Source organism: Paraperibacillus esterisolvens, from assembly GCF_046237625.1.
Taxonomy (GTDB): domain Bacteria; phylum Bacillota; class Bacilli; order Bacillales; family DSM-1321; genus Paraperibacillus; species Paraperibacillus esterisolvens.
In genome coordinates this window covers 2,317,628-2,334,964 of record NZ_CP143545.1, presented here as the reverse complement: position 1 = coordinate 2,334,964, position 17,337 = coordinate 2,317,628, and the positions used below count along the sequence as shown (strand labels likewise).

Here is a 17,337-nt window from a genome sequence, read left to right as displayed (position 1 = left end):
AGTATCAATCTTCTGAATCCTGATCTTGATCCTGGTTTTGATCAGAATCCGAATCAGAGTCGGACCGGGAACGAACTCGGGATTGTGAGTCAGAATCCACGTTTATATCGATGCAGAAGTCAATTTTTGCGTTACCGCTGTCGGAAACCTTGGAGTGGGAAGTCGAATTGCTGCGGTTATGGTTTTTTAGCTCGTTGTCATTATCATTGTCATTATCGTTATCATTTCTGGTATCTACATCGTTGTCCACTCGGGAATCCGAATTGGAGCGGCTGTCAACATCATTCTCCACATCTGCGTCAACATCCGAATCAGAATTGGAGTTACCTGAAGAATCCCCTCCATCACTGTAAGCAAATCCATTGAATTTATCATCACCCTGAGGGCGGCGGCGGTTATTCAGCCAAAATGCCATTTTGTTGCCTCCTTTCCAGTCTCTAACATCAATGTATTCTTGACTGGGGAAGTGTGTATGGTCATATAACTCGTACTGCCAAAAATTTTAGTTATAAATAAAAGCCGGCCTGCTGAAGCAGGTCCGGCTTTGTCAGACTTTTGACTATTTCTTCTTTGGCATTCCCATTGTTTGGAGCTGGTTCATGACTTTCTGGCGTGAATCTTTATTTCTCATTAAATAAGCTGCTCCAAGGGCCAGGGTACTCATCATCATTTTTTTACGATCCATAGTTGTCATCCTCCTTAGGGTTGTTTTGCTGCATATTTAAAAATACCCTTTTGGTATCAAAATAAACGGGGCACCCTAATTTGGAATGAAATGGCATTGTTAGTTATGAAAAATATTCAGCGGTTGAACACTCTTCTAACATACGTGTTGAAATTATTGAACAGACCGTCATCATTGTTATTGTTTCCGTCTAAGATATTGTTGTCAAAGTCTCCAAAACGGCCAAAAACATCTTCGTCAAAACTTACATAAACTTTGTGTATGCTTTTATCGGCTGCGCGGACCCGGTCGGCAATTTCCTGTTCTCGCTTGGAATCCACCTTGCTGTAGGTTCTTGCTCCATCATTGTCAGCACTGTCTTCATTCCCATTATCGCGGCCGTTCAGGTCACCTGCATTATCACCCATTCTGTTCCCTGTCCCAGTACCGCCATAAGTACCCATTCTGTCTGTCCCGATGTTATTATCGATGTCCGCTCCATCCCTGTTTCCGGTCATATTGTTGTTAACACCATCGCGGTCGCGGTCATGCTTCCTCACTGCCACATATGCATCATTTCCTGAAACAATCACATGTGCATCATCGACATAATTAAGATCTTCTACTTTACCTTCGATCTTATTTTCAGTCCGCAGGTGATGATCTTTATTCATATCGGTCCTGATTTTTGTTCCGCCATTGTTCCTGATTTTAGGCGAAGCATTGTCATTATCATTATTGCCGCAGCCTGCAAGACCTGAAAGGACAAGTAAAGAAGATAAGATAAGCGTACCTTTTTTCATGTTCTTCACTCCTTTTATAAAATAGTTGCAGGCTTAGCATTCCAAAAGTCGGTGAAAATATACGGCTCTTACCGGGGGTGATTAAAAACCGGGGCAGCCTGGGTAAATGTATTATGGATAAAAGTGTTATAATGGATAGAATAAATGATGTGAGCGGCTGAGGTGAGTTTATGGATATAAAAAAAATAGTGAGCCTTCTCGAGGAGCATACACCCAAAGTACTTGGGAGTGAGACATTTTCAAAATTCTCAGTATTAATCCCCCTCATTAAAAAAGAAGATGGAATTCATGTCCTATTTGAAGTTCGTTCCCTGGAGCTTAGAAGGCAGCCAGGAGAAATATGCTTTCCTGGAGGAAGGATTGACAAAGGGGATACCGATGAACAGGAGGCTGCAATCCGCGAGACCATGGAAGAACTCGGTCTGAAAAGGGATGCCATTAATAATGTTTATCCACTGGACTATTTAATATCTCCTTATGGGATGATGGTCTATCCATTTGCGGGCTTTATCTCTGAACCGGAAAATATCGTAGTGAATGCTTCTGAAGTTGGAGAAATCTTTACAGTCCCTCTTAGTTTTTTGATGAACACTCCTCCAAGGATACACCGCGTCAATTTTAGGGCAGAGCCTGAAGAAGGCTTTCCGATGGAATTATTGGTGGGCGGTGAAAACTACCAGTGGAGGCCAAGGCAGCTTGAAGAATATTTTTATATTTATGAACGAAAGGTCATCTGGGGGCTGACTGCGCGGATTCTTTCCCATTTCGTTGGTCTGCTTGGCGGACAGGGAGAACAATTTAACGATTGATCCCCCTTTTTAGGATCATAAGAACTGAGCAGGGTGCCTGTTTTTTAACGGGCAGCCTTTTTTTCCGTGCACATAATGGATGCCATACTGCAATATGATGTTATAACGAGAATGTAAAGGTGTTGGTATCATGGCTGTTCATGTTGTGAAAAAGGGAGATACTTTATGGGCAATATCCCAGCGATACAGCATACCGATTTCTATTTTGACCGATACAAACGGACTTAAATCGGATGAGCTCGTTCCAGGCCTTTCACTTTATATTCCAGGCAGGGACTTTATTAGGGCTTATCAGATAAAGGCAGGAGATACACTATATAATATAGCCGCCTTATACCAAACCACCGTTATGGCCATCATGATGGTCAATCCGGGAATAAATCCGTACCAGTTAAGGCCAGGCCAGGTCATCAGCATCCCTTCCAATGTAAAGATGCCGCTGCAGATACTTGGTTTCGTCGTTCCCTCCAGTCCTAACAGCATCCTGCCCATCCTGAATGAAATAGGCGGTCAGTTAACTTATATTGCGGTTACAGCCTTTTCTTTTACAGAGGAAGGGTATGCTTATGCAGCCCTGAAGGATGAGGAAGTGGTGGGGAGAAGCAGGGAGCTTGGCATCATCCCGCTCCTTATGATCAGGAACTACAGGGCTGATAAGTTTGATGCGCCGCTTGCCGGACGTGTTTTCGGGAATAAACAATACCGGAGGAATCTGGTTCAGAGCCTGGCTCATCTGGCACGGCAGAGGGGATATGGGGGAGTCAGCATCGATATTGAATTCATTCCTCCCGGGAACCGGAATGATTTCAATGATTTTCTGCGCGAACTGAAAGCTGAGCTTGGGAATATGATCCTGCAGGTGAATGTCCATGCCAAAGTGCAGGATATGCCCCAGAACCCGATTGTTGGTGCCTATGATTATGAAACAATAGGACGTATCGCGGATATCACTGCCGTCATGACTATCGACTACGGCTATCCGGGAGGACCGCCAGACCCCATTTCGCCGTATTGGTGGATAGCGGAGGTAATCAGATATTCACTGACACTGATCCCTCCCCAGAAAATGATGATAGCGATGGCTCTCTACGGATACGATAAAAGCGGCCAGAATAACGAAACCAAAGCCCTCTCTGTCCTGGCAGCGCAGAACCAGGCTATAGCAAAGGGCAGTTCCATCAGGTGGGACGAAGCGGCCCAATCGCCATTCTATACCTATCAAAGCGGAGCAGTCCGGCATATCGTCTGGTTCGAAGACATCCGCAGCTACATCGAAAAAATCAGGCTCATCGACGCAAACAGGCTGCTCGGAACCACACTCTGGCAGCTAAGCCTCCCCGCACCCCAGCTCTGGACTTACCTGAAAAACAATACCCAGGGAGGACAGCCGCTCCTTTCCCGTTAAGAAATCAACTTTTTTTCCCGGACTTTCCCTAATTCCCAACTTTTTTATTGACGTACTCGTAATATTTTAATATAATAAAAAAGCTGACAAAACAAAACATGTTCCAGTAGCTCAGCAGGATAGAGCGACAGCCTCCTAAGCTGTAGGTCGGGAGTTCGAATCTCTCCTGGAACGCTAACTTGTAAAAAAAGGTTGATATATAAGGGTTACCAAAACATAAAACGGTTTTGGCTGCCTGCATATATCAGCCTTTTTTCGTTATTTCGGATTTGGCTGCAACAACTTTATAATGATTAGGTTAAACCGCAGTCGTTTAAAGTATTTACGATAACCACGGGAGAGGAAAGTATTATGCCAAGAGCATATATCAGAAAGAACCCCAGATGCTGCTTCATCTTAAACTCTTGCCCCAGCAACTGTAAATTTAGAGTGTTATGCAGGGGGGACTTTCCTTCATGACATTAAAATAAGGAATTTCAAACTTTTGTAAGGGTGCTTAAAAGCTGTTTAATACATGATTCCAGTTCCTCGAAGCTTAAGCTCTGTTTTTACTTTAAATTGAATATGCGGGTAGATTTTATTCCATTTTTTAACTTTATCTTCAGATACACCCTGTTTAGCCTGGTACTTCAGGCCAAGGCCTAAGGGGTCTGATCCTGTTTTTTGAATGGTTTCCAACGTCCTAATTACTCGTTTACTTATTACCTCAGATGCCAGCCTTTGGTCCTCCATCAGTTCATGATTATGGTAAAGCTTTGTACTAGAAGACTCGATATATCCATCGATCTTGATATGAACGTTGACATATGGCTTAGTATTCCTCGGAATAACGACGGTTGTCTTCCCCTTAAAACTTTCAACATTTACAAAAAATTCATTTTCTCCCTGTTTAACATTGATCAGTCCTCTTCTTTCAGTGTTAAGGAGCTCATTCAAAATCCTTGTTTCATCTTTGTTTAATTCCTTGCTTAATCTGGAGCCTTTAAATAAGACTGCCTTGTTGATGACGTAAGTATCTTTTAAAGGCTGAATTACAGGCAGATATGGATCTATTCCTTCTTCTCTAAGCCGCACATAAAAGTCATTAAGTATTTCAGGTATGATGTACGGGGAGTCATTGGAAGTTTCATCAAAGGACAGAATGATAGCATTTGAGGGGAGCCGTTCCGATTTCGCTTTTACTTTTATCACCTTTTCCGCAGTTGGATCGCCCAGTGCCATATAGGCTATTCCCTGAATATCCCTTCGACGCATGAACCAGTTCAAAACCTCAGCCTGGTGTTTTCGCATAATCTCCCTGCTAAAAACCAAAACTCTGCAGTGGCCAAAATCAAAGTCTTTATCTACCTTGGATTTTAAGACCCGTACCGCTTCAGCGATGGAATCCGCGTTTTCAGAAATTATCTGAAAGTTAGTTTTGCCTGGCTGAACCTGGGGAGATGGAATCGCTAATTTTAAAGAAACATGGAACGGTTTTTGTGGGTTTTTTGAGTAATCCACACCCATGGATGTCACAAAAAAACGTTTGTCAATGTCCTTATATGCACAGCCTGTCAACAAACCCATTAGTACTGCAAAAGTACAAACCATTACTACATTCCTGTTCATGCTTGTTTCCTCCTTAAGGGAAGTAAAGAAACCGCCAATACTAGAAGAATCTCCACAGGGAGCCGCAGGTTAAACCAGATTTTTACAGCCTCGAAAAAAGATCTTTGGTTGATGGTTACCTGAAAATATACAGTCAGAAACCCTACAATGCCCAGAAAGATCAATGTGAAAAGCCGCTTCCCTGTTTTTCTATCTTCTATTCCAAAAGCTCCTTTCATAAGCTCCAGTCCCACATTCCATGTAATGATCCCAAATAGAATCGACAAGAGCATAAAAATCATAACTAAAAGAAAGCTTGTCCGTTCAATAAAACCATATTCCATTCTTAATGTATCTACCGTTACCATCCAGGGGAATACAAAATCACCTATAGATTTGATTCCTAAAAATCCAAAGGGAATTAAATAGGTAAAACCTAGGATTAATGTTCCTAAGACAGGAATAATCCAGAAGTGTTTAAGTATTCGCTTGGCTTGAATATTTCTGTTCATAATGACAAGGTTAATATATCCGGTAAACATATAACTGGCAGCGGCGACAGAGCTGTAGTTGGGCATTTCCCAGCTGTATTGAAGAACTCTTTTTATATGTACAGGGTAAAAATAGTCACTCGTCACCGCTTTATAGATGATATAAGCAATGAATGGTGATGCGGTTAGGACGGTAAATCCTATTTTATAAATGATAGATTGTGTCGAGCGTGTAGATCCGTATATGAGCACAAGAACAAGAAATCCTAAAATGATTTTCAAATCCATCTCGGGATTCAAATAAAGCTTGACTAAATAGGCAAACGAACCAATAGCCAGACTCCCAGCAGCGATCCACATTAACGATAAAAAAAGTAAAAAGGGAATCCTGATATACGCAGGCAGCAGGTCCATGAATATTTCCGGCAGGCCGTTATAGGGATATTTACTCATTGCCTTTATAAATATATAGGACAAAATGGTCCCGATTAAAATACTTATAGCCATTGATATGACCGCGCCATTGAAGCGGTTTTGAATTAAAATCTGCGGAACATTAAAAATGATGTGCACTAACATATTCAAAAAAACAATCATATAAAAATAACGCGCCAATTACCCTTTCTCCCCCTTCGGATTTTCATTTATTTTCTCTATCCTCCTCGAGGAACCCCCATATAATCTCAAGAAAGGGGTACCGAAGCTTGTCTTGTCAGTAAGATAACATAGTAGCAGGGTAAGTCCTGCTACTATACCCATCATCCCAAAAAAACTTGCCAGAAGAATTAAGGGATATCGGGCCACCCTGATGGCAAAACTCATTGGATTAACGGGTATCGTAAAATTAGAAATGGCGACAAATGCAGTAATGATAATCATTATGGAACTGACCAGCTGAGCCTGCTGCGCCGCCTGCCCGAGTATGAGCCCGCCAACTGTAGTTGCTGTCGGTCCAATCGCTTTCGGCAGCCTCATGCTGGACTCTACCAGCATCTCTACAGCCAGCATCATGAATGCTACTTCAAAAAAAGAGGGATATGGAACTCCTGCACGGCTTCCGGCAATAGTAGCAGCCAGCTGAGACCTTAGTATTTCAGGATTATATGAAGTAACAGCTATATACAAGGCTGGCAGAACAAGGGTAATGAGAAGACCAATATATCTAATTGCAATCATCAGCCTGCTGGACCAAAATGTGTGTGAAGTATCATCCATTGAGGACATAAAATCGAAAAAAACAGCAGGGACAATAAGGGCAAAAGGGGTTCCGTGCATGAGAATAACTAGTTTCCCCTGTGAAAGATTGAACGCAATCCGGTCCGGCCGTTCCGTAATCATCATGATCGGAAACAAATGATGTTTTTTCTTGGTCATGGCGTTCTCAAGCTGGCCGATTGCCTGAATCATATCCATCTTAATTTCCGGCAGACGCTTCTTTACATCACTTAAAACATCGTGGTCTACCAGCTTTTTATCATACATAAGAGCAATTGGTGTTTTAGACATCGTTCCGACGGTCTGCTGTTCCATGATTAAATTTTCAGAAGGATAACGGTTTCTTACTAAATTAATATTAGTTTTTAAGTTCTCGCATAATCCCTTTTGGGGACCGAGAACCGCCATTTCAACAGCTGAATCCTCAGGCTGATTATTTATTGATATCTTTGCATCATACGAAAAAACAGAATCCGTAGTGATTATCAAGATATTGCCCTTCATAAGCAGTGATAATAAATTGTCTCCGGTTTTTAGCTGCCTGCAAGGGGGGAGTGAGAGCAAATGCAATAAATATTTATCTTCTTTCTCACATAAAAGCAGAGGGTCAATGAGGTCTTTATTTATCTTTTGGTAATCAATTAAACTTTCTATATAGACAAGGACAATTTTTTTGCGGAAAGAATCAATATCCTGTATTTTGAAATCGCTGCTATTGCCAAGCTGTTCCTTTAAGGTGCTCACTATTTTCTGTTGGTTTGCCATATCATCATCACACCTTTAGTTCATGTCATTGCTGTAGTATTTGTAAAACATTTATGACTTATACCAATGGATGGCCGATTTGGCAATTTAGGACAAGAAAGCATAATCCTGAAACATCCAGAATTATGCCATAGCAGGAATCTTTTTAGATAGCGTTGTAAAAAACCAATATGAAGGCTTGGGTACTGATTTCAATAAGCGTTCTTAACCCAAACATCTTCTCTAAACCCATCTGTGGTTGATCCAGCTACAAGGCTGCAGACCCTCGAGTCATAAGTCAATCCGTCTATTGGGAGAAAAACACTCACAAGCATAGTTTCGACTAAGCTTCTATCTTCGCATGCGTCCGCCATCAACAAGTCTCCTTTATCAGGTCTCTGCCTGCCATTTTTAAATTTTTGGAGAGACATTAAAGACTTACCCAGTCTAATTTAGATTTCATTGGGATATGAAGTGTACTTCATAAAAACTAGCTCTGGTATTGTATTTTGGAGGATAAATAAAGGAAACCTTAGGGAATTTTGGCGTGCATTTTTCAAGCAATATGCTTTTTTTTCGATTTTTGCTCAGATAGGTACGCAATACCAGTCCTGTCTAACACAAGGGCTCTCAGCTGCTGCGTTAGGAAATGATCCTAGATAGGCTTCGGGCAAGAATCGACTAAATATGTGAAAATAGTAAAACAGCTCTGGTTTTGAAGCTGGTGTTTTTCTGAAAATAATTTAAAAAATTTAATTGATATTAAAAATTTTATAATTTATTATGTAATAAAATGAAAATTTTGAATATTCAAAGGAGGGAGAGTTCTATTAATAAGGTTGAGGATGCCCCGCTGAATTTGGATGAACTAGATTTTAACATCATTAAAAGGTTACAAACAGATGGAAGAACTTCCTATACTGACATTTCGGAGGAACTAGGCACTACTGTCGGGACCGTCAGAAACAGAGTTCAAAGACTGATAGAAAACCAAATTCTTAAAATTGTAGGTGTAGTCAATCCATTTAAGACAGGAAGTCCTAGTGTGACCATCTTTGGAATGAAGGTGCGTCATCGAAAATTAGACCATATTGTAAAAAAACTAGTAGCGATCCCAGAGGTCCGTTTTGTGGCCGCCGCAACGGGTGTATATGACTTATATGTGGAAGTCATAACATCATCAAATGAGGAACTTTATCGGGTTATGAAGAATGGCATTAGCCCAATCGATGGTATTGATTCGATAGAGTCTTCGTTGATTTTGGAAATCTATAAGCAGAGCTATGATTGGGAAGTTGGTCCTCAATCTTCTCGATAATTAGAATCAGATAAGGGGGTTGCTATGAAAGATCTCGTCGAAATTTTAAAGGAAAACCAAGCGGAAATGCTGGAGACATTAAAACAAATAGTAGAAAAGGAATCACCTACTCGTGAGAAAGTATTAACTGATGAACTGGCTTCTTTCATTGCGAAATTATTCGAAAAATTAACTTCTGGGAAAACATCCATAATTCAAAATGAGTTTTACGGTAATCATGTCAGAGGTGAATTTGGAACTGGTGATGAACAAATTTTGCTCTTAGCACACTATGATACAGTCTGGAATAAAGGGGATATTGTAGAAAAAATCCCATTTAAAATAGAAGGAGATATCGCCTATGGACCAGGAGTCTTTGATATGAAAGGAGGTATTGTCCAGGGGTTATATGCACTGCGTGCACTAAAAGAAACAAATGCACAATTAAACAAAAAGGTCGTTTTTCTATGTACATCTGATGAAGAGTTGGGAAGCCCATCCTCTCAAAAACTTATAGAAGAAGAAGCAAAAAAAAGTAAATACGTGTTGGTATTAGAACCAGCTATATCGAAGCAAGGCGCATTAAAGACTGCTAGAAAAGGTGTGGGAATATTCAAACTAAATGTAAAAGGTAAAGCAGCTCATGCAGGAGTGGAACCTGAAAGAGGAATAAGCGCTATTCTTGAATTAAGCAAACAAGTAACTTATTTACATGAATTAACTGATTATAGCAAAGGAACGACCGTTAATGTAGGCAAAATCACAGGTGGAACAACCGTAAATGTGATTGCAGAAGAAGCGGAAGCAGATATCGATTTACGTGTAAAAACGAAAGCAGAATTTGATCGGATCATACCAATCATCAAAAATCTGAAGCCAAATATGGCTGGTGTTAAAGTTAGAGTAACCGGCGGTATCAATCGACCTCCATTAGAACGAACAGATCAAGTTATTTCACTTTTTAACATGGCAAAGAAAATAGCCCAGGAAAAACTGGGTTTAAAATTGGAAGAGAAAGAAACAGGTGGAGGAAGTGACGGGAACTTTACTGCACCGTTTGCACCAACCCTGGATGGTTTAGGTGCAGTTGGTGACGGGGCGCATGCTCTTAATGAACATATCATTATTTCTCAAATGCCAAAAAGAAGTGCATTATTATCTTTGATGATTAAGGAGTTAGCAAAATAACCAATAGGGGGATTTCTGATGAAGGCCAATTTAGAATCTATTAAAAGCCAAATGCTTAAGGAAGTAAATCAGAATCTATTAATGGAATATACTAAAAACGTTGCTTCAGAAATTCGTCTATCAGGATCGGAGGAAGAGCTCCGTGCCTTTTATTATGCAAAATCAAAGCTTGAAGAATTTGGTTTAACAACAGAGTTAACATTTAATGATGCTTACATTAGCCTTCCAGGAAAAACGGAGCTAAAGGTTAACGGCCAAAGCTTTCCCGCCATTACACATTCAATGGCCGTTTCTACGGATGAAAAAGGGTTAGAGGGCGAAATTGTGTACTTAGGTAAGTCAGTATGTGCAGACTATCAAAAAAATCCAGTTAGCGGAAAAATAGTCCTGCTAGATGGTCTCGCTATCCCAGGAGCGGTACTTCAGGCTCAGCAAGCAGGAGCAAAATCAATTATCTTTATAAATGCTGAATATACTCATGAAATGATCGTTTCACCAGTATGGGGAAACCCTTCACCTCATACTTTTGAAAATTTGCCAAAGATTCCGGTTGTATCGGTCAATTTTCATGATGGACAAAAGATGAAAAACTTTGTAAAAAGTCACACCAATTGTCGAGGATGGCTAAAAACTAAGGTTGATACTGAATGGAGAAAAATCCCAACTTTAACTACTGATATTCCAGGTAATGACGAGAATGATCATTTTGTATTATTTAGCGGCCATATTGATTCATGGCATTATGGGGTAATGGATAATGGAACAGCAAATGCAACAATGTTGGAAGTTGCAAGAATACTTGCCTTAAATAAAGACAATCTCCGTCGCAGCTTAAGGCTTGCCTTCTGGTCAGGCCACTCGCATGGCCGTTATGCAGGTTCTGCTTTGTATTGTGATGAACATTGGGAAGATCTTCACGAAAATTGTGTTCTTCATATTAATATAGATTCAGTTGGCGGCAAAGGAGCAACGATAATAACAGAGGCTAATTGTATGGCTGAGACTAGAGATCTTGCTAAAAGGTCTATTAAGGAACTAACAGGAGATGAGTTCGAAGGATCACGATTTGGCAGAGCAGGGGATCAATCATTCTGGGGCCCTGGTGTTCCGTCACTTTTTATGGGGTTATCTGAACAGCCTCAGTCCAACAATCCAGCATCAGAAGCTTTTTCTCAATTATTTGGAGCTGGAAAAGCCGGAGGTTTTGGCTGGTGGTGGCATACTACAGAAGATACACTTGACAAGATTTCTCCAGAAAATCTTGCCCGTGATTGCAAAATTTATTTATCCATCGTGTATGAAGCATGTACTACGGAGATTTTACCTGTAAACCAATTGGCAGCTGTAGAAGAATTGGAAACATGCATCAAGGACTATCAAGGCAAAACAAATGGCCACCTGAATTTTAGTATTGCAAATAACCGTATCGAGGAATTGAAAAATAAATTAAAACAGCTTAGCAGTCTGCTAACGGCACTTAGAGACACGCAAATTACTCATGCTAACAAAACATTAAAACAACTTTCCAATATTTTAGTTCCCCTTAATTATGTGAAAGGGGACATATTCTACCATGATTCAGCATTAAAGCAGCCTCCGATCCCGTTACTAGCGAATTGTGAGAAATTAGCAGATTTAGAGATAGGAAGTCATCAATATCATCTAGTCCTGACCGAATTAAAGCGCAATCTCAATAAAGTAAACTATGCCTTATTGAAAGCAATCCAGACCGTTAACCTCGCAGTTGAGCAAATAAATAAGTAAATAATGATATAAAAAAGGGAGAATGGTCGATCCATTTCTCCCTTTTTACAAATTCATTTTTAACTTTTACTCTTTTGCACGGTTACCATGCCAAGGGTTATTTTTAAACCCGCCATTAGTAACAAGATGGCTGCCGTTACAATCGCATACCACCCGAAATACTCCCAAACAAACCCTAAGACATAACTTCCCAGGCTACCACCTGCATAATAGAAAAACAAGTAGAGAGAGGAGGCACTTCCTTTTGAATCTTTCGCCAGGATACTTACCCAGTTTGTTGCAGCTGCATGTACGAAGAAAAAACCAAAACAGACAATGATAAGGCCGATTAATATCATTAAAAGCGAGGTGAAAAGCGTTAGCAAAACACCCGTTAACATAATGAGGAGGCCTGTACACATCCGATTAGGAATACTTATAAGGGCATCCAGTTTTCCCGATAAAGTCGAACTATATGTTCCAGCAAGGTAGGATAGAAATAAAAGACCGATTATGCTGGGAGATAAATGATACGGTGCCCCTTGCAGATGGTAGGATAAATAATTAAACAATCCCATGAAAATAAAAAAGATGATACCAGCAATATAATACGCCGATCTTAGTTCGCGATTTTTTAGATGGGCAATAAAATGCCCTAAGACCTCCTTAAACTCCAAAGAATTGGGGGAAAAATGTCTTGATTTAGGTAAGTTAAATATAAAGAACAGAAAACAAAAAAGACCAATCAAACCCATTGTTAAATAGGCGTACCGCCATCCCCATAAATCAGACGTGAATCCACCGATGATTCTCCCGCCCATTCCACCGATCGAGTTTCCGCTTATATAGAGCCCGATTGCAACACCTATAGCGCTTTTTTCAAATTCTTCAGCAATATAGGCATAAGCAATAGCCGGTAAACAAGCTAGGGTGATCCCTTGGATCGTGCGTAACAATAGGAGGAACCAGAAATCGGAAACAAAAAATATCGCAAGGGAAAGTAAAGATGAAGAAAGGAGCCCGAAAGACATTAAGTTTTTTCGGCCAATATGATCAGAAATAGGACCAGCTAATAATAAAAAAAAACTTAATGAAAATGTCACAAGGGAAACCGTTAAACTGCCCATTGCAGGAGAAACCCCAAATTCTCTGGATATTAACGGAAGTAAAGGCTGTGTGAAATGTAAATTTGAAAACACGAGGAAAGACCCGAAACTTAGTGCAATAGTGGCCTTCCAGAATTGGCTTGTTTTTTCCTTTATAAAAAAATCGAGATCTTGTTTCATGAGTCCCACAACCTTTATATTTCAACAGTTATATGAATTAAAAATGCAATTTTTATGCCAATCTAACTTGATGTCCAAAATTGGCATAGAACTTGCAAGTATTATAATCGAACACTAAAGGAGGAATCACTATGAAAATCGTTTATGTACTGCCAGGACCGATAAGCCGGACGGAACCAGGACGTCAAGAAATGGAGAGGAGATTAGAAATCCTGCGCTCCTATGCTGCGCCAGGTACACATGTTGATATTGTTGATGTTGATGAAGGCCCTGCATCTATTGAATCGCTATATGAGGAATACCTGAGTATACCAAATACTGTTGACCTTATGCTGGAGATGGAGCAAAAAGGGTACGATGCAGCCATTTTGGGTTGTTATGGAGACCCGGGTTTGGACGCAGTTAGAGAAGTGACTGAAAAAATGGTGGTAGTGGGGCCAGGTGAAGCGGGTGTAATGGCAGCAGCAATGTGCGGTTACCGATTTTCAATCATAACCGTGACAAATAGCATTATCAATCCCCTGCATCATTTAGTTGAAAAAGCAGGGATTGGCAAGAAGCTAGCTTCTGTGCGTGCTATTAATACACCTGTTCTAGAACTTGCCAATGATCGTGAAAGAACGATCCAAAAACTAGTCGAAGAGGGGAAAAAGGCCATTCAGGAAGATCGGGCAGATACACTGGTTTTAGGCTGTATGTCAATGGGCTTTCTTAATGTGGCGGAAGAAATGTCTAAGGAGCTTGGTGTTCCTGTTATCAATCCTGGAAAAACCTCATTAAAAATTGCGGAGGCTTTGGTTGGAGCAGGGGTATCACACTCCAAGCTTGCCTATCTTACACCGCCAAAGATTTCATCTGGGTCGGTTAGCTCTTCAAAAGGTTTACTCGTAAAGAAAAACAAAATCGTTCAATAACGGTATACCTACAATGCTTCTTTGAAAAAAGGTTATTGTTAAAAACTCTAATCAACCCTAAAACAACCTAATGTACCAAAAATATTCGATCATAATTTACATGGTCGTTTAAATAGGTAGGAGGGAAACTTTTGTACATTACAAAGGTAGAGGCAAAGATAGTGCGAACGCCTTTACATGTCGATTTTAAAATGACATACGGTCAAATGCCTTCATTTCAATCTCATCTTATTGTCCGTATCACCACCAACACAGGATTGACTGGTCTTGGAGAAGCATCGGAATTGCCTTTTTTTACTGGAGAGACCGTTGAAACAATGAAGGTGTTAGTGGAAAAAAAAGTCGCCCCAGCCATTGTTGGAAAACCCGTATATTCGTTAAGAGATATACATCAAACAATGGGAATCATTCTCGGGAATGGAGCTGGTGCCAAGTCAGCGATTGATATGGCTTTATGGGATGTTCAAGGAAAAAGGTTGAAAACCCCTGTATTTGAGCTTTTAGGCGGTGAAAGGAAACAACCTGTCAGAGTGGCCTACGTATTAGGGGATGAATCACCAGAGGAAATGGCCCGAGCAGCAAAAGAAATGGCGGCTGCTGGCTTCGATACACTAAAAATTAAAATTGGCAGCGACTTTCGAAAAGATATCGAAGCTATTTCTCAAATTCGACAGGCGATTGGTCCAGATATTCATTTGAGAGTTGATGCCAATCAGGGCTATAAAGTGAAAACGGCCATCCAGGTGATTAAAGAAATCGAACCATATAAGATTGACTACATTGAACAGCCAGTACCCGGATGGGATTATAACGGCTTAAGACATATTAGAAGCACAACCTCCATTCCCATCATGGCTGATGAAAGTGCCCACACGTTAAAGGATGTCTACGAGCTTGCAAAAAAGGAAGCCATCGACCTTGTTGGTATTAAGCTAATCAAATGCGGCGGTGTCACACCAGCCGTTCAAATCGAACAATTTTCAGAAGCGATTGGTCTTCAATGTGTGTTAATCAGTCCATGGGACACCCTTCTTGGTACCTATGCAAGTCTCCATCTTTCCACCATTTTACCAGGAAACTACTCGCATGAAATGGTTGGTCCGTATTATTTAAAGGACGATCCGTTTGGAGTGACGGAAATAAAAGGATTGATGGATATCCCGAATGGTATTGGGTTCGGGATGGAAGATATTTTCGATGAGATAGTGGAGGAGCCGTAATGTGAATAGATTTCAATGGTTCATGGTTTATTTCGTAAGCTTTATTCACTTTCTAGCTCTGTCTCATCGAATGGAAGTTGTTCCTTTCCTGGTTGATCTAAAAGGTATGTATCATGTTGGATTTACTGAAGTAGGAGGACTTTTATCCGCCTTTTTGCTTGGATATGCTATTTTTCAAATTCCTGCAGGAATTCTTGCAGACCGATATTCACCTATATCGCTAATCGTGCTTGGATTGTCTCTGATGATGATTTCGTCAATAATCTTTTCATTGACGCATTTCCTTTATCTGGCACTTTTTTTAAGGTTTATGATGGGGGCTTCAGCGGCAATGATATTTTCTCCGGCGATAAAGCTGATATCAATTCATAGTCCTAGAGAAAAACGAGGATTAAGCATTGGCATACTAGAAGGTGCCGCAGCTGTCGGGTCGTTATTAACTTTAACGGTTTTTCCGATTCTTTCAATCTATGTAGAATGGAACACATTATTTTTGCTGTTATCCATTCTCCTTTTGCCAACCTTACTGGTATTTTTAAAGGTGCCAAAGGGTGAAAACACTTCAGAAATAGGGAAGAAAAAAGTCCAGCCAAGAGTCTTCTTGAATTTGTTAAAAGATAAAAAAATCCACCGTCTTTTGGGAATTTCCTTTTTTGGCTTATTTGGACTGTCTGGCTTTTTATCTTGGATGCCTACCTATTTGGAAACGTCCATGGGATATACGAAACAGGAGGCCGGTCTGGTTATGGCGATTATGATGATCGCTCAAATCATCGGAGCCCCACTTTCAGGCAGGCTTTCTGATTTGATGGGGAAAAGAAAATCAACTCTCATGTTTGGTTCTATCTTAGCTGCAGGATGTTGTTTGTGGCTGATATTCTTAAACGACACGGGGAAATATTTTACAGCTTTTTTGATCGGGATTGCTATATCATGGTCTTTGGCCCCGATGCTGACTCTCGCAACTGAATTAGTTCATGTAAATAGCGCGGGTTCGCTTATTAGTATCATGAATACGGTTGGCCAATTAGGATCAGCCATCTCTGGATATGTATTTGGTATGCTCTATGATACCTTCGGGAGTTTCCAAATTATCTGGATCGTCTGTTTTATTGCTTGTCTGATTCGTATTGCGTTCACTTTCGGTGAGCTTGAACATCAAAAATCCGCAGATTCAGAGAAAGAAATTAGTATTTAATTTTTTGATTCGATTTTCCGTCGATTCTTAAGTTAAAGAATTTTGAGATCAAGACCGAAATGGAGGGGGAAAAGTGACAATGAAAAGGATAACCATGCTGCTATTTGGCATCCTGCTGTTTTCAGTTAGTACGGTTTCAGCAGAAGAAGGAACGCCAATTTTAAAAAGCGCAAACCTTGAAGTTACGTATGAAGATGTTATTAAAGTAACAGAAATAATAACGATTTCAAACTCCGAAAGTATCCCTCAGGGAACATTAGAGCATATCGTTACCAACATCGGGGGTACAGGGTTTGAGGATTTAGTCATTAATGGAGAGGATCAGAAGCTTACCTATGAGTTAAACAAAGGAAATTCTGTTAATAGAGTACTAGTATCTCTTCCTGAAGGCAGTGAGGGAGATTTTACCTATACGGTAACCTACCAATATTCAGATACAGATACTGAAAAAATTCCATTTGTTGTACCAGCTGTTAATACAGCTGGAGATGGCAATGTAGTCGCATTAAATATCAATCTGCCTAAGGGGAAATATCTGCATGAATCATTCCCGATCATTGATTCTGGAGCCTCGGGGATGGTCAAAGAGGATATGATGAACGTTCCAAGTTACGTAAATCTTAAAACAGGTTCTTCTCCTGCAGGATTATTTACAACCTCGAATCTATATACCTTTTTCGGATTGGCTGTGATACTGGGAATTATTTTGGCTTGGATCATTAGTGAAAGAAAAAGTAAGGGTGGTGAAGTAGTAAATGTTTAATCTTGGTGCT

16 protein-coding genes and 1 tRNA gene are annotated in these 17,337 nt (G+C 40.4%); 10 read left to right on the top strand and 7 right to left on the bottom strand.

From position 1 onward, the window contains the following. Positions 1 to 4 precede the first annotated feature (4 nt). From V1501_RS11755 to V1501_RS11745, 3 genes are all read right to left on the bottom strand, one after another. Positions 5 to 415 carry a hypothetical protein gene (locus tag V1501_RS11755; RefSeq protein WP_409288307.1) on the bottom strand — a complete coding sequence of 137 codons (411 nt, stop codon included), beginning with the start codon at positions 413 to 415 and terminating at the stop codon, positions 5 to 7. Positions 416 to 559: 144 nt separating this feature from the next. Next, positions 560 to 685, bottom strand: coding sequence for a hypothetical protein (locus V1501_RS11750; protein WP_409288306.1), 126 nt, complete (start codon positions 683 to 685; stop codon positions 560 to 562). A gap of 116 nt (positions 686 to 801) precedes the next feature. Continuing rightward, a complete protein-coding gene (locus V1501_RS11745; RefSeq protein WP_409288304.1) occupies positions 802 to 1,467 on the bottom strand; it encodes a YhcN/YlaJ family sporulation lipoprotein in 666 nt (221 codons plus the stop codon). Positions 1,468 to 1,637: 170 nt separating this feature from the next. On the opposite strand from V1501_RS11745, the gene V1501_RS11740 reads away from it, so the two are divergent. The 3 genes from V1501_RS11740 to V1501_RS11730 all read left to right on the top strand — a co-directional run bounded on the left by V1501_RS11740 (position 1,638) and on the right by V1501_RS11730 (position 3,855). After that, on the top strand, positions 1,638 to 2,276 hold the full coding sequence (locus V1501_RS11740) for an NUDIX hydrolase (RefSeq protein WP_409288302.1): 639 nt from the start codon (positions 1,638 to 1,640) through the stop codon (positions 2,274 to 2,276). Between the two features lie 130 nt (positions 2,277 to 2,406). Further along, a complete protein-coding gene (locus tag V1501_RS11735) occupies positions 2,407 to 3,681 on the top strand; it encodes a LysM peptidoglycan-binding domain-containing protein (RefSeq protein ID WP_409288300.1) in 1,275 nt (424 codons plus the stop codon). Positions 3,682 to 3,781: 100 nt separating this feature from the next. Then, positions 3,782 to 3,855 (top strand) — tRNA-Arg (locus V1501_RS11730). A 333-nt stretch (positions 3,856 to 4,188) separates the two neighbouring features. Here the strand turns inward: V1501_RS11730 and V1501_RS11725 are convergent. From V1501_RS11725 to V1501_RS11715, 3 genes are read right to left on the bottom strand one after another with little or no spacing between them, the layout of a single operon-like run. Continuing rightward, positions 4,189 to 5,289 carry a Ger(x)C family spore germination protein gene (locus V1501_RS11725; protein WP_409288298.1) on the bottom strand — a complete coding sequence of 367 codons (1,101 nt, stop codon included), beginning with the start codon at positions 5,287 to 5,289 and terminating at the stop codon, positions 4,189 to 4,191. Further along, entirely contained in the window at positions 5,286 to 6,374 is a 1,089-nt protein-coding gene (locus V1501_RS11720) for a GerAB/ArcD/ProY family transporter (protein ID WP_409288297.1), read from the bottom strand. The genes V1501_RS11725 and V1501_RS11720 overlap by 4 nt, the downstream gene beginning before the upstream one ends. Then, complete coding sequence (locus V1501_RS11715) at positions 6,375 to 7,739, bottom strand: spore germination protein (RefSeq protein ID WP_409288295.1); 1,365 nt, start codon at positions 7,737 to 7,739, stop codon at positions 6,375 to 6,377. Positions 7,740 to 8,577: 838 nt separating this feature from the next. Here V1501_RS11715 and V1501_RS11710 point away from each other — a divergent pair. Genes V1501_RS11710 through V1501_RS11700 form a run of 3 tightly spaced genes read left to right on the top strand, consistent with a single transcriptional unit; the run spans position 8,578 to position 11,967 of the window. Beyond that, the gene (locus V1501_RS11710; protein WP_409288293.1) at positions 8,578 to 9,036 is read left to right on the top strand and encodes an Lrp/AsnC family transcriptional regulator; all 459 of its coding nucleotides are present in this window, start codon (positions 8,578 to 8,580) and stop codon (positions 9,034 to 9,036) included. Positions 9,037 to 9,060: 24 nt separating this feature from the next. Beyond that, on the top strand, positions 9,061 to 10,203 hold the full coding sequence (locus tag V1501_RS11705) for a M20 family metallopeptidase (RefSeq protein WP_409288292.1): 1,143 nt from the start codon (positions 9,061 to 9,063) through the stop codon (positions 10,201 to 10,203). Between the two features lie 18 nt (positions 10,204 to 10,221). Next, positions 10,222 to 11,967 carry a M28 family peptidase gene (locus tag V1501_RS11700; protein WP_409288290.1) on the top strand — a complete coding sequence of 582 codons (1,746 nt, stop codon included), beginning with the start codon at positions 10,222 to 10,224 and terminating at the stop codon, positions 11,965 to 11,967. Positions 11,968 to 12,026: 59 nt separating this feature from the next. On the opposite strand, the gene V1501_RS11695 is transcribed toward V1501_RS11700, so the two are convergent. After that, on the bottom strand, positions 12,027 to 13,232 hold the full coding sequence (locus tag V1501_RS11695) for an MFS transporter (RefSeq protein WP_409288288.1): 1,206 nt from the start codon (positions 13,230 to 13,232) through the stop codon (positions 12,027 to 12,029). A gap of 131 nt (positions 13,233 to 13,363) precedes the next feature. Here V1501_RS11695 and V1501_RS11690 point away from each other — a divergent pair, with 131 nt between their 5' ends. From V1501_RS11690 to V1501_RS11675, 4 genes are all read left to right on the top strand, one after another. Beyond that, entirely contained in the window at positions 13,364 to 14,146 is a 783-nt protein-coding gene (locus V1501_RS11690; protein ID WP_409288287.1) for an aspartate/glutamate racemase family protein, read from the top strand. A gap of 131 nt (positions 14,147 to 14,277) precedes the next feature. After that, positions 14,278 to 15,366: a mandelate racemase/muconate lactonizing enzyme family protein gene (locus V1501_RS11685; RefSeq protein ID WP_409288286.1), complete on the top strand. Its 1,089-nt coding sequence runs from the start codon at positions 14,278 to 14,280 to the stop codon at positions 15,364 to 15,366. 1 nt (position 15,367) lies between these two features. Further along, positions 15,368 to 16,564, top strand: a complete 1,197-nt coding sequence (locus V1501_RS11680; RefSeq protein ID WP_409288284.1) for an MFS transporter — start codon at positions 15,368 to 15,370, stop codon at positions 16,562 to 16,564. A 79-nt stretch (positions 16,565 to 16,643) separates the two neighbouring features. Next, positions 16,644 to 17,327, top strand: a complete 684-nt coding sequence (locus V1501_RS11675) for a hypothetical protein (protein ID WP_409288283.1) — start codon at positions 16,644 to 16,646, stop codon at positions 17,325 to 17,327. The last annotated feature ends 10 nt before the right edge of the window (positions 17,328 to 17,337 follow it).

What these genes read in the sequence shown, in the direction of transcription:
- V1501_RS11755 (WP_409288307.1), bottom strand. Translation starts at nt 415, where the DNA reads ATGGCATTTTGGCTGAATAACCGCCGCCGCCCTCAGGGTGATGATAAA.
- V1501_RS11750 (WP_409288306.1), bottom strand. Translation starts at nt 685, where the DNA reads ATGGATCGTAAAAAAATGATGATGAGTACCCTGGCCCTTGGAGCAGCT.
- V1501_RS11745 (WP_409288304.1), bottom strand. Translation starts at nt 1,467, where the DNA reads ATGAAAAAAGGTACGCTTATCTTATCTTCTTTACTTGTCCTTTCAGGT.
- V1501_RS11740 (WP_409288302.1), top strand. Translation starts at nt 1,638, where the DNA reads ATGGATATAAAAAAAATAGTGAGCCTTCTCGAGGAGCATACACCCAAA.
- V1501_RS11735 (WP_409288300.1), top strand. Translation starts at nt 2,407, where the DNA reads ATGGCTGTTCATGTTGTGAAAAAGGGAGATACTTTATGGGCAATATCC.
- V1501_RS11725 (WP_409288298.1), bottom strand. Translation starts at nt 5,289, where the DNA reads ATGAACAGGAATGTAGTAATGGTTTGTACTTTTGCAGTACTAATGGGT.
- V1501_RS11715 (WP_409288295.1), bottom strand. Translation starts at nt 7,739, where the DNA reads ATGGCAAACCAACAGAAAATAGTGAGCACCTTAAAGGAACAGCTTGGC.
- V1501_RS11705 (WP_409288292.1), top strand. Translation starts at nt 9,061, where the DNA reads ATGAAAGATCTCGTCGAAATTTTAAAGGAAAACCAAGCGGAAATGCTG.
- V1501_RS11700 (WP_409288290.1), top strand. Translation starts at nt 10,222, where the DNA reads ATGAAGGCCAATTTAGAATCTATTAAAAGCCAAATGCTTAAGGAAGTA.
- V1501_RS11695 (WP_409288288.1), bottom strand. Translation starts at nt 13,232, where the DNA reads ATGAAACAAGATCTCGATTTTTTTATAAAGGAAAAAACAAGCCAATTC.
- V1501_RS11690 (WP_409288287.1), top strand. Translation starts at nt 13,364, where the DNA reads ATGAAAATCGTTTATGTACTGCCAGGACCGATAAGCCGGACGGAACCA.
- V1501_RS11675 (WP_409288283.1), top strand. Translation starts at nt 16,644, where the DNA reads ATGAAAAGGATAACCATGCTGCTATTTGGCATCCTGCTGTTTTCAGTT.